A 14,297-nucleotide genomic window follows, 5' to 3' on the forward strand; every position below is an offset into this window, starting at 1 on the left:
CACTTCCGACGATAGGAGGTCCCGTGCCGCTGTCGCTTCACATGATCCGGAGAGCCCTGATGCTCGCGGTCTTCTGTGCTCACGATGTAGGTGCCGCGGCTGGTGATTTGGATCGTGCTGCGGAACGGGCCGAGATGGTGGCGCGGCAGATCCAGGATCGTGGGGTACAGAACGAGCAGGTGCTGTCCGCGCTTCGCAAAGTGCCGCGACATGAATTCGTGCCCGACAGCGAGAAGCGCTATGCGTATCGCGACACGCCGTTGCCCATCGGTGAAGGTCAGACGATCTCACAACCGTATATCGTTGCGCTCATGACGGAGCTGGCGCGGCCCGGTCCGTCTGACCGAGTGCTCGAAGTCGGTACCGGCTCCGGCTATCAGGCGGCGGTGCTCGCGGAGATCGTGGATCATGTTTATACGATTGAAATTGAACCCACCCTGGCCGAGCAGGCGGCCGAAGTCTTACGCAGGCTGGGCTATGACAATGTGACGGTTCGAGCGGGCGATGGCTATGTCGGTTGGGAAGAGCACGCGCCATTCGACATCATCGTCGTTACGGCCGCACCGGATCACATCCCGCAGCCTCTGCTCGATCAGCTCAAGCCGGGCGGACGCATGGTTGCGCCGGTGGGCCCGGTGCATAGCACACAAGAACTACGCGTCTTCGAAAAGGACGCGACAGGAAAAGTCATTTCCAAGACCGCGGCGCCAGTTCGGTTCGTACCGCTGCGCAGACGGCACGACTGACCGTGATCAGGCGCGGCGCGCTCGCTTGCGTGGCGCGCCACGCTTTGCTTTCTTCCCGGCGGTCTTCTTCTTTTTCTTGGTCGATTTTGTTTTAGACGACCGAGTCCCAGACGATTGAGCCGTTGATCGAGCTTCGCGTTGAGCGCGTCGCTCCGCGAGGTTGATCGGCTCGCTGCCGCCCACGGGTTGCACCACCGTGCTCTTCGACAGGCTCTTGCGCAGCACTTCCATGAGATCGATGATCTTCGCGCCTTCGCCGGATTCGGTGTCCTCGGCGGCTTCTGCGCCTTTGGGATGAATCACGGCGTCTTCATCTTTCTGCTTGGCTTCCACCAGCGCCTGCAGCTCGCGCGCTTCGCGATCTTCCAGCTCGCTGATCTTGATCTCCTTGTGAGTCAGGTCGTCGATTGCCTTGGCGAATTGAGTGACCTTCGCGGCGGACGGCTTGCCACGCTTCGGCAGGCCGATCGACTCGGGCGTGCGAATCTCATCGGCGTATCGCAGCGTGTCGGCGCGCAACACTCCATTGTCGGGAACGATTGCCACCAGATATTCGTGACCGCGCATGACGAAGCTGCCGACGGCGACGCGGCCGGTCCGCTCCATGGTTTCGGCCAGCAATATATAAGCTTTGGCCGATTTGCCCGCGGGCGCCAGGAAGTAAGGTTTCTGGAAGAACAGCGCGGGAATCTGTTCGATGGGCACGAAGCTGCGCAGCTCGATGTCGGCGGACATTTCCGGCGCCACCGACTCGAACTCCCGGTCCGTGATGACCACCATCTTGCCGTCGTCGGTCTCATAGCCGCGCACCAGCTCATCGTAATCGAGCCGCTTCTCTTCTTTGGAGCAGTGATACTCGCGGCCGAGGGCGTGACCTTCGGTATCGACCAGTTTCATCGCGGTCTGCCGTGGACGAACCGCGGTGAGCAGATCCACCGGGATGCTGACCAGCCCGAAGGTGATCGTGCCCGACCATAGCGAGCGCACGCTGGCACGGCGGTGCTCTTCCTGCTCGCGAGCTTCGGGCTCGCGCTTGCGTTTGCGGCTAGGCAACTTTTTTCTCCCGGGCGGCGGCCAGGCTGGCCTTCAGGTTGTCGGCGAGACTGCCTTCGGCACGTTGCTTTTTCACGGGCCCGGGTTTCACTTTTTCGCCGCGTGCCTTGGCCGCGATCAACTTGCACAGGCGCTCGCGATACTCGTTCTGCCACTGCTGCGGATCGAAATCCGCGGCGATGGATTTCACCAGTTGCTCGGCCAGTTTCAGCTCGTTGGCCTGGGGCTTGGAAGATTTCGCAGGCTCGACGCCGGAGAAGCTCAATACCTGCTCGGCCCGGCGCAGGGTGGTCATGACCAGATAGCCGTCGAGCACGCTGATGGCGCCGAGATAACGTTTCTTGCGCATGACCCAGCGCGCGATGCCGATCACTTCCTGGCGCGCCAGCGCCTCTGCCAATGCGAAATACGCATCCTCGTGACCGTCGGGTCCGAGATAGTAGGGGCGCTCGTACCATTGATCGCCGAGCGCGGCGGGCGGCACGAACCGCAGCAACTCGATTTCGCGGGATTCCGGGGGAACGAGCTGTTCCAACTCTTCGGGTTGCAGGATTACGGCGGTGTCGGTGCCGATCGCGAAGGCCTTGCGCATGTCCTCCTTGGGCACATCCTCGCCCGTGGTCTTGCGCACGATGTGCTGTTGCACGGGTGCGCGGTCCTTCTCGTGGAGCAAACGAAAATGCACGCTGCGATCTTCGATCGCCGAGTAGAACTTTACCCCCACGTGCTGCGGGCCGAGAGGAATCTGTCCCTTCCAGATGGCTCTAGCCGCCATGTGCGCCTCCCAGGCTGTCGGCCTCGGCACACGAGACGCAGACCATGCGTCCGTCGCGGCCACGTCGCTGGCAATGAATGCAGGTCACGGTGTCGCAGTCGGGGCAGCGGAATTCCAGCTCGTAGATGTAGAGCTGCCCGCAGGCCAGGCACTCTTCGTCGCCCTGCATCAGCCACCAGGGCGCGGGCGGCCTGGCCACCTTCGATCGTGCTTGAGCTCGCGCCGGGGTTTGCGAACGGGCTTGAGATCGCGCTCGGGCCATGGTTCTCCTTACAACGGTCGGCCGAGACGGCCCCGCTGCAGGAGAAACGAAACTAAATGCCCCCTGTTCCCAGGTGAATGTCACCGGAGACGTTGCCGCCGCGGTGCGGTCGTTCAGCCAAGGCTCGTGAATGCAAACATGCTCATGGATCAACCTGTCCCGCTACGCTAAATTGACGCAGCTGATCCATCGGCTCGCAAGCGGAGGTGCTGTGACTCGTTCATCTTTGTGGCGCCTGGCCGTGTTGATTCCTCTGGCCGCCGCGTGCACCGATGCACAGCGCAAGGCAGCCGAGGAGGCCAAGGCTCGTAAGGAGACTGCCACGGAAGTCCGGCGGCTCTGCGACCTGCCTCCGGCGGAGCGCGCAGCCGAGCTGGACAGGATCCAGAGCGAGTCGGATGTCGTCGTGCTGTGCGGTAACGAGTGAGCCGCAGCGCTTTCCGGCCGATCTCGCAGCCTCAACCGGTGTCGCAACAAGAAACTCTGCCGCTACAGCTCGGGCAGCTTGCTGCCTTTCTTCGCGACCCCGCGCTTCGCCTTCGCCGTGGGCAACTCGAGACCGTGCTGGTGAGGCACGGTGCAAATCGATAGCGCGCGGCAGCGACCCGGGCCGACCGCGATGTAGGCGTGGGGCACACTGCTGTCGAAATAAATCGATTCGCCCGCTTTGAGCCGCGCGGGCGCATAACAGTCGGTATGCAACTCCAGCTCGCCTTCGATCACGAACAGGAATTCCTCGCCCGGATGGCTCAGGAATTCGCCGAAGTCCTCCAGGCGGCGCGCCTTGATGTCGGCGAGGATGGGCGTAAAGGATTTGTGCAGCAGGTCGGTGCTCAAATACTTCAACGCTTGATTGGCGGTCTCGATGATCTGGCCATCCTCGAGATGATTGATGCTCCGTCGCGCCTGTAGCAGCCCGGCCGCAGGGGCGCGCACCTCCTGCGAGAACAACTGCGAGATGTCCAGCTCGAGTCCGTCGCTCAAGCGCGTGAGCTGGTCGTAAGTGGGTGAGACCTGGTCGTTCTCGATCCTCGACAGCGTCGATACGGGAATGCCGGTGCGCTCCGCGACCTCCGCCAACGTCCAGTCGTTGCCCCGCCTGATCGCACGCAGTTTTGTGCCGATGCCCGCCGCCCGTGGGCTCATAGAGGTCGCTCCCCAGACCTGGAAAAATTGCGATTGTAGGCGTCCTTGCCTTCGCGCTTGTAGCGGGGCCGCCAGAGGGTCGGGCGCTGGTTGCAACGGATTTTCATATGAGAGAAAAATAACCTGAATAGGACTTAGAGGGAATACTGGGAGACATGCCGAGCAGACGCTTGCTCAGTGATCTGCAGCCTGCGTGCGAAGAATCCGCGCACGCAGTCGGTCCTGGTGAGCCAGGGCATATCGTTTCGGAAAAGGCCGGGATCGACAACGCTCGTTCGCCGGCGAGGCGCAAATCGAGCCTGGATTGGAACAATGTTTTTCCAGGGGCAGCGCACACTGCATCGCGTTGTACTCGATCTGCAGTGGAGCACTCATGCAAACCGCCCGCACGGCCGCGACGAATGACGGCCAGTCACCGGTCACCTACGCCAGCTACCTGCGCCTGGATGGGCTGCTGGATCAGCAGACGCCGTTTTCGGACTGCCATGATGAGATGCTGTTCATCGTCATCCACCAGGCGTCCGAGCTGTGGCTCAAGTTGTGCCTGCACGAATTGCGGGCGGCGCGGGCCTGCATCGTCGAGGATCAGTTGCGCTCGGCGTTCAAGATGCTGTCGCGAGTGGCCGGCATCCAGAAGCAGCTGATTCATTCCTGGGACGTGCTGGGCACCATGACGCCGGCGGACTATCTCAGCTTCCGTCACCTGCTCGGCACGAGTTCGGGGTTCCAGTCGCAGCAGTATCGGTTGATCGAGTTCTTGATGGGGAACAAGAGTGCGGCGCACGTGGAGCGCTTCCGTGATGACGCTCGGGCTCATCGCACTCTCGCGCAGGCGCTGGCCGAGCCCGGTCTCTACGACGAAGCGCTGCGCGCGTTGCATCGTCACGGGCTGAAGATTCCCAGCAGCCATCTCAAACGCGATTTCACTCAACCCTACGAGCCCTCTGGCGAGGTCGAGACCGCGTGGGAGGAGGTGTATCGCAACACCGAGCGCTACTGGGAGCTCTACGAGCTCGCCGAAAAACTCGTCGATCTCGAAGACCGCTTTCAGCTATGGCGCTACTCGCACCTGCGCACCGTGGAACGCATCATCGGCCGCAAACCCGGCACCGGCGGCACCCCCGGCGTCCCTTACCTCGCCAAAGTCATCGAGCAACGCTTCTTCCCCGAGCTGTTCTCGGTGCGCACCGCGCTCTGATCGACGCTCAGGATGGCGTTCTTCGCCGCCAGGCCGATGATGGCGACCGGGCAGAGGCAAAGGCCTCCAGGATGTCGTTTCCTGGCGGCCTTGCTGTTGCTGTCGATGGGCCCGGCCAAGCAGCCGGGCCGATGGATGGACTAGTTGGCGGGAGCCCAGACGAAGCCTTCGCCACGACGCTCGACCTTGCCGAGGGCGGGGAATGGGAAATGAACGGCGTAGATGCGTTGTCCACTGTCCGCGCTGCTGGCGAGCAATTCGGCGCGGCTGGTTTGCGCCGTCGGCGCGTCGAGATCGAATGCGATCGTCCAATCCGGCTTCTGCACGGACACCACGTAGTGATGCATGGCGTCGCCGATGTACAGCACCGAGTCCGCACCCGAGCCGATCAAGTAACCCGAGTGGCCAGGAGTATGGCCGCGAATCTCCACCGCTTTGACCACGCCAGGCAGCAGCTCGGCGTTCGGCTCGAACGGCGCGACTTTCGGGGTCATGGCGGCCACGAGCTTCGCATACTCGGGAAGACCTATGTTCGCGGCGGTCTCGGCGCTCAGCCCTTGCAGGAATGCCCAGTCGGCCGCGGCAATGTGAATGGTCGCGTTGGGGAAGGTGGACGTGCCCTCGGCATTGATCAGGCCGCCGACATGATCGCCGTGCGGATGTGAAATGAAAATGTCGGTGACGGCTGCGGTATCGAGCTGCGCTTCCGTCATCGATTGCGCGAGCAAGCCGGCGACGGCGCCGAAGTTGGCGCCAGCGCCGGTATCGAACAGCAGCACGCGATCCGATGCCTTTACCAGCAGCGGCGTGATGGTGAGAGACACCTTGTCGGTGGGCAGGCTCTCGGCGCCCAGCAGTTGGGCAACCTCTTCGGGAGTCTTGCCGACACCCAGGACCTGGTTGTCGTTCGGGAACTCCAAACCGCCGTCACGCAGCGGAATGGCCTGGAATTCGCCGATGCTGAACGACCCGGCGATCGCGGCCGGTGCCTCGGCTTGCGCCGCTTCCGACGGCGCTTCCGACTGGCGCGAGCAGGCGCTCAATGCCAGGGACGCCAGCAGGGCGAGGCTGAGCGCAGCAATGGCTGATTTGTTCGTTGCTTGTTTCAAAGTGAAGTCCTCCTCGGGGCTCGCATTATAGCCATCCACGCGCGACAGATCAGGGTGCCGCGGTTTTCCCGCGCAGCTTGGCGAGTGCCACTTCGCCGAGCGGTTCGCGATCGCGAATGCGGAGGCTGTCGGCCCATTCGCGAGCGAAGTCGCGTTGATAGATCACGTTGATGCAAGCAGTCACGGTCATGGCGATCAGCCCGCCCAATGAGGCGAGCGCCATGTCCTTGTGCGCATCCCATACGTCGCCTTGTGTGCCCAGGTACGCCATGCCCAAGTCACCGCCGACGACGTTGGCCGCACCCCATTCGATCAGCTCGTACAGCATCGACGTGGACATCGTGAAATCGAGCGGCAGGAAATAACCCCAGAAACCGCGCACGGCCACGATGCGCAGGAACACTTCACGGATGGGGTAGGCGAGCAGCAGGCCGTAACAGAAATGCACGAAGCGATCGAAGTTGTTGCGCTCCCAACCGAACAGGTCGTTGATGGAGAAGCCGAGCCGGTTCTGCGCGAATGTTTCGTACGGCACTTCGGCATAGGTGTAGTGCGAGCCCACCGTGTGCAGACACATGAACACGAAGAGCGTCGTATAGGAGATGCGCGACAGCGGGAACGCCTTGGCGGTGAGCACCAGCACGGCCACGCCAACCAGCACCAATATGTTCTCGATCAGCCAATCCGCGCGGTACAGGGGCGCGATCGCGGCTGCGACCCATAACACGGCGTACACGACGGCCAGGGTCGTCAGATAGGTTTTGCGCGTCAAGCCAGCTCCAACGGTTGCTCCGGGAGCTTGAATTTACCCGAACGCAGCGATCCGTGGCTTGGCCGCCGCCGCTGCCGCCCGGCACGACCGTTCAGGGTCCAGCGCACCCCATACATGATATTCACACGCGAGTGAGTGAGTATTGACAGGAGGGGCGCTCGATAGCATTATCGAGGCACGCGCCGGCATCAGACCGGCATCCATACTCGTTAGCCTTGGGGGAACTCGTATGAGAACCGGCCTGCTCGTGTCCGCGTCGATGGTGGCGCTGTTGGTCACACCCGCGGTGGTTTCAGCCCAGAATTCGGCTCAGAACCAGGCATCAGCTCGCGCTGCCGGCGGTAGCGCCCAGCTCGAGGAGATCATCGTTACCGCCACCCGCCGCAGCGAACGCCTGCAGGATGTGCCATTGAGCATCACGGCGTTCTCGCAGGAGGACCTGACCGCCAAGGGCATCGTGGGTTACGAAGGGCTGGGGCGTGAAACGCCGGGCGTCGTGATCAACCGGCCGACCGCGAACTTCAACAACTTCACGGCGCGCGGCATCGCCACCAATGGCTACGGTGCCAATCTGCAGAACACGGTGGCCATCTACATCGACGAGCTGCCGATCTCCAGCATCGGCAACACCACCGTGATCGATCCCAATCTGTTCGACGTGGAGCGCATCGAATTCCTGCGCGGTCCGCAGGGCACGCTGTTCGGCTCGGGCTCGCTGTCGGGCGCGCTGCGCATTCTCACCAAGAGCCCGCAGATGAACGCGTTCGACGCGGACGTGCTGGTCGATACCGGCGTTACCGACGGCGGCTCGCTGCGGCAACGCTACAACGCCATGGTCAACGTGCCGGTGGTGGATGACAAGCTGGCGCTGCGGTTCGTCGGCTTCTATCGCGACGAGGAGGGCTATGTCGACAACATCGGCACCGGCATCGAGAACTCGAACACGCTGATCGATTGGGGCGGCCGCGCGATCGCGTTGTGGAAGCCCACCGACAGATTCTCGGTGCGCCTGCTCACTTCGTACGAACACAGCAAGCCGGAAGATTCTTCGCTGGTCGATCCGCGGCTCGGCATGCGCAAGCGCAACTCCGACCGCCCGGACCTGTTCGTCGGCGAGCTCACCAATTTCAATGCCACCCTCGAATATCAGTTCGACGGCGCGCTGCTCACCAGCTCCTCGACCTATTCGACATTCGACCAGAAATTCTACGTCGACCTGGCGGGCACCTTCGGCGGTTTCATCGCCTTCGGCCTGGATGCGAACGGCTACCAGGACACCTTCGTCGAGGAACTGCGCCTGGCGTCCGAGACCGGCGGCAAGTTCGACTGGGTGATCGGCGGCTTCTTCCTGGACCGGCGCCACGACGTCGATTATTTCTATCGCTCCTCGCCCGAGTTTCTGGCGGCGCAGGGCCTCACCGGCTTGCCGGACGAGTACTATCAGCGGCTATACACCCATTTCATCTCGCACGAGATGGCCGGCTTCGGCGAGCTGACCTATCGCATCGGCGATCGATTCTGGCTGACCGGCGGCCTGCGTTACGGCAGCTTCGACTCCCGCGGCTATACCGAGGGCGGTTACAACAGCAACTATCTGTTTGTCGCGGGCACCGGTTACGCCGGCGACCTGATCATCACGCCGATCGCGCCCGCGAGGGGCCGCAAGGCGCAGGAGAAGGGGCCCTCGTACAAACTGAGCGCATCGTTCCAACCCGTGCCCGAGCTGACCACTTACGCGACATTCTCCACCGGTTTCCGACAGCCGGTGGTCAATGCCTACGGCGGCTTCGCCAGCCTGCGCGATCCGAACGACATCATCATTCCCCTCGGCGCCGACTCGGACAAGATCCAGAACTACGAAATCGGCGCGAAGGGCACCTGGTTCAACGGCCGCGTCACCACCAATTTAGCCGCTTACCTGATCGACTGGAGCGACATCCAGGTCCAGTCCAACCGCGTTTCGGACTCGATACAGTTCGCCACCAACATCGGCGAGGCGCGCAGCAAGGGCTTCGAATTCGAGATCGCCGCGATCCCGGTGCCCGATCTGCAGGTCGGATTGAACGGCTCGTTCAATCGCGCGCATGTCACCAAGTTGACTCCGCAGCAGGCCGCGCTAGCGGGCGCGGTGCCCGACGTCAGGCTCTCGGCACCGAAGTTCCAGGGAGCGGCTTACGTGAACTATGGCTTCGATGTCACGGCGACCACGCGCGGCTTCTTCTCGGCAGCGTTCCAGCACGTCGATTCGTTCCCCAGCTCGTTCCCGCGAGTGCCGGGCTGGCCAAACCTGATCATGCCGACGTATGGCTACACCGACAGCTACAACAACGTGAACCTGACGCTCGGCGCGATTTTCGGACAGCTGACCGTGACGAGCTACGTCGAGAACCTGTTCAACGACGACTCGATCACGTACATCCACCCGGAACAGTTCCTGGCGAACCGGTTCGGCACCATGCGGCCGCGAACGATCGGGCTGCGCATCAACTACGACCTCTAGAAGTTCAAGGGAGCCGACCATTGTCGACCGCCGTAGCCGCGCGGCCCGATGCACGAGCCTGGTTCGTGCTCGGCATGCTGTGCTTCGTGTATGTCCTGAACTTCCTGGATCGGCAGCTGCTGTCGATCCTGGCCAAGCCCATCCAGGATGATCTGGGCATCACCGATGGCCAGCTGGGCCGCATCGGTGGTTTGTACTTCGCGCTGTTCTATTGCTTGATCTCGATTCCGGTCGGCTGGCTCGCGGATCGGACCAATCGGGTCAAAGTGCTGTCGTTCGCCTGTGCGCTGTGGAGCGCGGCGACAGTCGCCTGCGGTCTTTCTTCGACGTATCCGCAGTTGGTCGCCGCTCGCATGGCCGTCGGCGTGGGCGAGGCGGGCGGCGTGCCGCCGTCCTACGCGATCATTTCCGATTACTTCGGACCGGGAACGCGGGGCACGGCGCTGGGCTTGTTCAATCTGGGGCCGCCGCTGGGGCAGGCATTGGGTGTCGCGTTCGGTGCGTCGATTGCTGCCGCTTACAGTTGGCGAAGTGCATTCGTCGTTCTTGGCACGGTCGGCATCGTCACCGCGGCCGCTGTTTATACATTTGTTCGCGAGCCGGAACGCGGCCGCCTCGACGTCAAACCTGTCACCGTGCATCCGACGACGGATACGGGCGCGGCCGGTTTTCGAGCGACGATTGCGATGTTCTTCTCGCGACCTGTATTGGTGCTCGTGGCGCTTGCGTCCGGTGCCACGCAGTTTGTCACCTACGCCTCGCTGAACTTCACGACGCTCTTCCTGATGCGCGAGAAGGGCATGACCTTGAACGAGATCGCCGTCTACTACGCGCTGCTCATCGGCATCGGCGTCAGTGCCGGCATGTATGCATCCGGCCGCCTCACGGACAAGTACCTGGCGCGCGGTAAGCAGGCTTATGCATTGGTGCCCGCCGTCGGGCTGGCGCTGGCGATTCCTTTCTTCATCGGTTTCGTGTGGGCGCCGACCTGGCAACTGGCCCTGCTGTTCCTGATCGGGCCGACCTTCTTCAACTACTTCTATCTCTCGCCCGCGGTCGCGCTGGTGCAGGAGGAAGTCAGACCGCAGGAGCGCGTGCTGTCGGGTGCGCTACTGTTGCTCGTGATGAACCTGATCGGTCTTGGCCTGGGGCCCACCTACCTGGGCGCCGCGAGCGATTTTCTCCGCGAGAGCTATCCGGAACACTCGCTGCAGATCGCCTTCTATACCCTGGTGCCTTTCTACGTGCTCGCCGTGCTGATGTTCCTGGTGCTTGCCCGGAAGTTGCGCCGCGAAAACGTCCCGATGGGAGACAAACATTGATATTGATGTCGCTTCGACTGCGTTTGATTGCATTGAGTGCCGCGGCTTTGCTCGCCGTGCCCGCTGCCGCCGACGACCTGATCGTTCGCGCGCCCGCCGGTGCGGTGAAAGGCCAGGCCAAAGGCGCCGTGCACGTGTTCAAGGGGTTGCCTTACGCGCAGCCGCCTGTCGGTGATGCGCGTTGGAAACCGCCAGTCGCAATGCCTGCATGGAGTGGCGTGCGCAATGCCACCAAATTCGGAGCGGCCTGCGTCCAGCCCAAGGCGCGGACCGGCAGCATCTATGCCTGGGATCTCGGCGCCATCAGTGAAGACTGCTTGTTTCTGAATATCTGGGCGAAGCAGGGTGCCAGCAACGCACCGGTGATGGTGTGGATTCATGGCGGCGCGCTGCTCACCGGTTCAGGCGGCGAGCCGCTATACAACGGCACGAAGCTCGCCGAGCGCGGCGTGGTCGTGGTTTCGATCAACTATCGGCTCGGAGCGCTCGGCTATCTGGCGCATCCCGCGTTGAGCGCGGAGTCGCCCGATGAGATCTCCGGCAACTACGGCTTGCTCGACCAGATCGAGGCGCTGCGCTGGGTGCAGCGAAACATCGCGGCGTTCGGTGGCGATCCTGCCAATGTCACCATCGCCGGCGAATCGGCAGGCGCGCTGAGCGTCATGTACCTGATGGCGTCGCCGCAGGCGCGAGGGCTGTTCCACAAGGCGATCGCGCAGAGCGCCTATATGATCTCGACGCCGGAGCTGAAGGAAACCCGCTTTGGCGAACAGCCGGCCGAAGCCATCGGCACTCGAATTGCCGATGCGTTGGGGGCGAAGGATGCCGCAGCGCTGCGCGCCGTCGACGCGGAGAAACTGGTTGCTGTGGCTGCCGGTACTGGCTATTTCCCGTTGGCAACCATCGATGGCCGCACCCTGCCTCGTCAGCTGGTAGAAGTCTTCGATCGCGAAGAGCAGGCGCCAGTGCCCATCCTCGCCGGCTTCAACAGCGGCGAGATCCGTTCGCTGCGTTTCCTCGCGCCGCCGGTGCCGTCCGATGCACCGAAGTACGAATCGACCATTCGCGAGCGATACGGGGATCTCGCAGATAAATTCCTGAAGCTCTATCCGAGCACCCATCTCGAAGAGAGCATTCTGGCAACGACTCGTGACGCCCTGTACGGTTGGACCTCAGAGCGCCTCGTGAAGAAACAAACGGCGCGCGGCCAGCCCTCGTTCCTGTATCTCTTCGATCACGGCTATCCCGCTGCGGATGGGGCAGGCCTGCATGCGTTTCACGCTTCCGAGCTGCCCTTCGTGTTCGGGACGACGCAGCGGACCAGTCCGCTGTGGCCAAAAATACCGGCCACCACCCCGCACAAGAAGCTTTCCGAGGCGATGCTCGATTATTGGAGCAGCTTCATCATCTCGGGCCAGCCCACCGCGGTGGGCTATCCGAGTTGGCCGGCCTATGGATCGAAACAGGAGTACATGACATTCGCCGGCGAACCCCGGCCAGGAACTCACTTGATGCCAGGGATGTATGAATTGGTCGAGGAAGTCGTGTGCCGTCGCCGCGCGATTGGCACGCAACCCTGGAACTGGAATGTGGGGCTCGTCTCGCCGCCGCTTCCGCCACGCGCGGAGTCCTGTCGATGATCGAAGGATCGATGCAGGAGTTCGCCCTCACTCTCGAAAAATTTCTCGACCACGCCGCCAAGTGGCATCCACGAGCCCAGGTGGTGACGGCACGAGACGGCGGCAAGGTCGATCGCGTCAGCTATGCGGACCTGCGAGCGCGCAGCTTGCGGGTCTCCGCCGTACTTCGGGATTACGGCATCCGCTTTGGCGATCGAGTCGCGACACTCGCTTGGAATACGCAGGCACATGTCGAGGCCTGGTACGCCATCATGGGCATAGGTGCGGTCTGCCATACGCTCAACCCGCGACTCACTGCCGCTCAGCTTGCTTCGATGCTGTCGCAGTCGGCCTGTCGAGTGATGGTCGTGAGTGCGGATCTCGCGCCGCTGGCACAGCAGGTCATCGAGCGCACCGCCTCCGTTGCCAACGTCATCATCATCGATGGACCGTTGGATGCGTGGAAAGGCGAGCGTCGTGGACCGGCCGTGACTACGCTCGAGGAAGCCATCTCGGTGGCTCGCGATCCGGTTGTGTGGGGTGGCTTCGAAGAGCGCACGGCCTCCGGCTTGTGCTTCACTTCCGGAACGACCGGTGCGCCGAAGGGTGTCACGTACACGCATCGCTCGAGCTTCCTGCATACATTGCGATTGCTGCAGGGTGACGTGTTGGGTATCACCGCCGCCGACAGCGTGCTCACCGTCGTGCCGATGTTTCATGCCAGCGCCTGGGGCCTGCCTTTCGCGGTGCCGGCGGTGGGCGCAAAACTGGTCTTGCCGGGGCGACATACCGATGGCGCCAGCCTGGCTCGCTTGATCGCCTCAGAAGGCGTGACGCTCGGTGTGGGCGTGCCGACAGTCTGGTTGGGGTTGGTCGAGCATCTCGAAGCGAACGGCGGCGAGTTGCCTTCCTTGAAGCGAATCCTCGTGGGCGGCGCACCGTTGCCGCCGGCTCTGATGGAGCGCATCGAGCGACGCCTTGGTGTTTCGATGCAGACGAGCTGGGGCATGACCGAGCTGTCGCCGTCCGGAACGATGTCCTCGCCCAATGATCCGAAGCGCTCTGCCTCGGTCTCGGGACGGCCTGCGGTGGGTGTGGATCTGCTGCTGACCGACGCCGAAGGACGGCCGCTGCCCGAGCAGCGCGGTGTCGAAGGGCATTTGCGCGTCCGCGGTGCGAGCGTGATCGAGCGTTACTTCGGCGAAGAACAGCCCGCCACCGACGCCGATGGCTGGTTCAATACCGGCGATCTGGCGCGCATCGACGCCGATGGCCAGTTGATCATCACCGGCCGGGCCAAGGACCTGATCAAGTCGGGCGGCGAGTGGATCAATCCTGCCGAAATCGAGGCCATCATCGGCCGCCTGCCGGCAGTGTCGCTCGCGGCGGTGATCGGGCGCGCCGATCCCAAATGGGGCGAGCGACCGATTCTGCTGGTGGAACTGCGCGAAAATCAGAGCATCAGCGACGAGGATCTGCTTGCGGCATTGCGGGGCCAGGTCGCCCCCTGGTGGTTGCCTGACGCGGTATACCGACTGTCGAGCATGCCGCTGGCGGCCACGGGCAAGATCGACAAGATGCGCCTCAGATTAGAATACGGTGGTGGTTGAGGCGAGGACCCGACCGGAGTGCCTCCGGTGCGTCTTTCGGCCCGGCCGTGCCGCAGACCGACTGGAGGCTGATCAAAGTGCCCGTACAAGTGTCGAAAAAAGTGAAGGCCCGGCGCAAGCGCGCGAGCACGGCGCCGAGCCGAGCCGCGAGCAGGACCGAACCGTCCAGCGCCCGAGCCGCCAAG

General features: G+C 63.0%; 13 protein-coding genes. 7 read left to right on the forward strand and 6 right to left on the reverse strand.

Annotated elements, in window-relative coordinates:
• Positions 1 to 41: 41 nt before the first annotated feature.
• Complete coding sequence (locus tag VGE08_RS12825) at positions 42 to 746, forward strand: protein-L-isoaspartate(D-aspartate) O-methyltransferase (protein ID WP_414717484.1); 705 nt, start codon at positions 42 to 44, stop codon at positions 744 to 746.
• 6 nt (positions 747 to 752) lie between these two features.
• On the opposite strand, the gene VGE08_RS12830 is transcribed toward VGE08_RS12825, so the two are convergent.
• From VGE08_RS12830 to VGE08_RS12840, 3 genes are read right to left on the reverse strand one after another with little or no spacing between them, the layout of a single operon-like run.
• Positions 753 to 1,799: a Ku protein gene (locus tag VGE08_RS12830; protein ID WP_331068288.1), complete on the reverse strand. Its 1,047-nt coding sequence runs from the start codon at positions 1,797 to 1,799 to the stop codon at positions 753 to 755.
• Positions 1,792 to 2,574, reverse strand: coding sequence for a Ku protein (locus VGE08_RS12835; protein WP_331068289.1), 783 nt, complete (start codon positions 2,572 to 2,574; stop codon positions 1,792 to 1,794). The genes VGE08_RS12830 and VGE08_RS12835 overlap by 8 nt, the downstream gene beginning before the upstream one ends.
• On the reverse strand, positions 2,564 to 2,773 hold the full coding sequence (locus tag VGE08_RS12840; RefSeq protein ID WP_331068290.1) for a hypothetical protein: 210 nt from the start codon (positions 2,771 to 2,773) through the stop codon (positions 2,564 to 2,566). The genes VGE08_RS12835 and VGE08_RS12840 overlap by 11 nt, the downstream gene beginning before the upstream one ends.
• 274 nt (positions 2,774 to 3,047) lie before the next feature.
• On the opposite strand from VGE08_RS12840, the gene VGE08_RS12845 reads away from it, so the two are divergent.
• Complete coding sequence (locus tag VGE08_RS12845; RefSeq protein ID WP_331068291.1) at positions 3,048 to 3,263, forward strand: hypothetical protein; 216 nt, start codon at positions 3,048 to 3,050, stop codon at positions 3,261 to 3,263.
• A 62-nt stretch (positions 3,264 to 3,325) separates the two neighbouring features.
• Here VGE08_RS12845 and VGE08_RS12850 read toward each other — a convergent pair whose 3' ends face one another.
• Positions 3,326 to 3,982 carry a helix-turn-helix domain-containing protein gene (locus VGE08_RS12850; RefSeq protein ID WP_331068292.1) on the reverse strand — a complete coding sequence of 219 codons (657 nt, stop codon included), beginning with the start codon at positions 3,980 to 3,982 and terminating at the stop codon, positions 3,326 to 3,328.
• Positions 3,983 to 4,355: 373 nt separating this feature from the next.
• Between VGE08_RS12850 and VGE08_RS12855 the strand changes: the two genes are divergently transcribed.
• Positions 4,356 to 5,180 carry a tryptophan 2,3-dioxygenase gene (locus VGE08_RS12855; protein WP_331068293.1) on the forward strand — a complete coding sequence of 275 codons (825 nt, stop codon included), beginning with the start codon at positions 4,356 to 4,358 and terminating at the stop codon, positions 5,178 to 5,180.
• A gap of 140 nt (positions 5,181 to 5,320) precedes the next feature.
• Here the strand turns inward: VGE08_RS12855 and VGE08_RS12860 are convergent, their stop codons facing one another.
• Entirely contained in the window at positions 5,321 to 6,289 is a 969-nt protein-coding gene (locus VGE08_RS12860; protein ID WP_331068294.1) for an MBL fold metallo-hydrolase, read from the reverse strand.
• 49 nt (positions 6,290 to 6,338) lie between these two features.
• On the reverse strand, positions 6,339 to 7,061 hold the full coding sequence (locus VGE08_RS12865) for a DUF2238 domain-containing protein (RefSeq protein WP_331068295.1): 723 nt from the start codon (positions 7,059 to 7,061) through the stop codon (positions 6,339 to 6,341).
• 229 nt (positions 7,062 to 7,290) lie between these two features.
• Here VGE08_RS12865 and VGE08_RS12870 point away from each other — a divergent pair, with 229 nt between their 5' ends.
• The 4 genes from VGE08_RS12870 (at position 7,291) to VGE08_RS12885 (ending at position 14,112) form a co-directional block, all read left to right on the forward strand.
• A complete protein-coding gene (locus VGE08_RS12870; RefSeq protein ID WP_331068296.1) occupies positions 7,291 to 9,561 on the forward strand; it encodes a TonB-dependent receptor in 2,271 nt (756 codons plus the stop codon).
• 74 nt (positions 9,562 to 9,635) lie between these two features.
• Positions 9,636 to 10,883, forward strand: coding sequence for an MFS transporter (locus VGE08_RS12875; protein ID WP_349258694.1), 1,248 nt, complete (start codon positions 9,636 to 9,638; stop codon positions 10,881 to 10,883).
• Between the two features lie 5 nt (positions 10,884 to 10,888).
• Positions 10,889 to 12,523: a carboxylesterase/lipase family protein gene (locus tag VGE08_RS12880; RefSeq protein ID WP_331068298.1), complete on the forward strand. Its 1,635-nt coding sequence runs from the start codon at positions 10,889 to 10,891 to the stop codon at positions 12,521 to 12,523.
• The gene (locus tag VGE08_RS12885) at positions 12,520 to 14,112 is read left to right on the forward strand and encodes an AMP-binding protein (protein ID WP_331068299.1); all 1,593 of its coding nucleotides are present in this window, start codon (positions 12,520 to 12,522) and stop codon (positions 14,110 to 14,112) included. The genes VGE08_RS12880 and VGE08_RS12885 overlap by 4 nt, the downstream gene beginning before the upstream one ends.
• Positions 14,113 to 14,297 lie beyond the last annotated feature (185 nt).

It is taken from the genome of Steroidobacter sp., assembly GCF_036406195.1.
Lineage (GTDB): Bacteria > Pseudomonadota > Gammaproteobacteria > Steroidobacterales > Steroidobacteraceae > Steroidobacter.

Excerpts from the sequence above, each read along its gene's own strand:
- VGE08_RS12825 (WP_414717484.1), top strand. The coding sequence starts at position 42 with ATGATCCGGAGAGCCCTGATGCTCGCGGTCTTCTGTGCTCACGATGTA.
- VGE08_RS12835 (WP_331068289.1), bottom strand. The coding sequence starts at position 2,574 with ATGGCGGCTAGAGCCATCTGGAAGGGACAGATTCCTCTCGGCCCGCAG.
- VGE08_RS12850 (WP_331068292.1), bottom strand. The coding sequence starts at position 3,982 with ATGAGCCCACGGGCGGCGGGCATCGGCACAAAACTGCGTGCGATCAGG.
- VGE08_RS12855 (WP_331068293.1), top strand. The coding sequence starts at position 4,356 with ATGCAAACCGCCCGCACGGCCGCGACGAATGACGGCCAGTCACCGGTC.
- VGE08_RS12870 (WP_331068296.1), top strand. The coding sequence starts at position 7,291 with ATGAGAACCGGCCTGCTCGTGTCCGCGTCGATGGTGGCGCTGTTGGTC.
- VGE08_RS12875 (WP_349258694.1), top strand. The coding sequence starts at position 9,636 with ATGCTGTGCTTCGTGTATGTCCTGAACTTCCTGGATCGGCAGCTGCTG.
- VGE08_RS12880 (WP_331068298.1), top strand. The coding sequence starts at position 10,889 with ATGTCGCTTCGACTGCGTTTGATTGCATTGAGTGCCGCGGCTTTGCTC.
- VGE08_RS12885 (WP_331068299.1), top strand. The coding sequence starts at position 12,520 with ATGATCGAAGGATCGATGCAGGAGTTCGCCCTCACTCTCGAAAAATTT.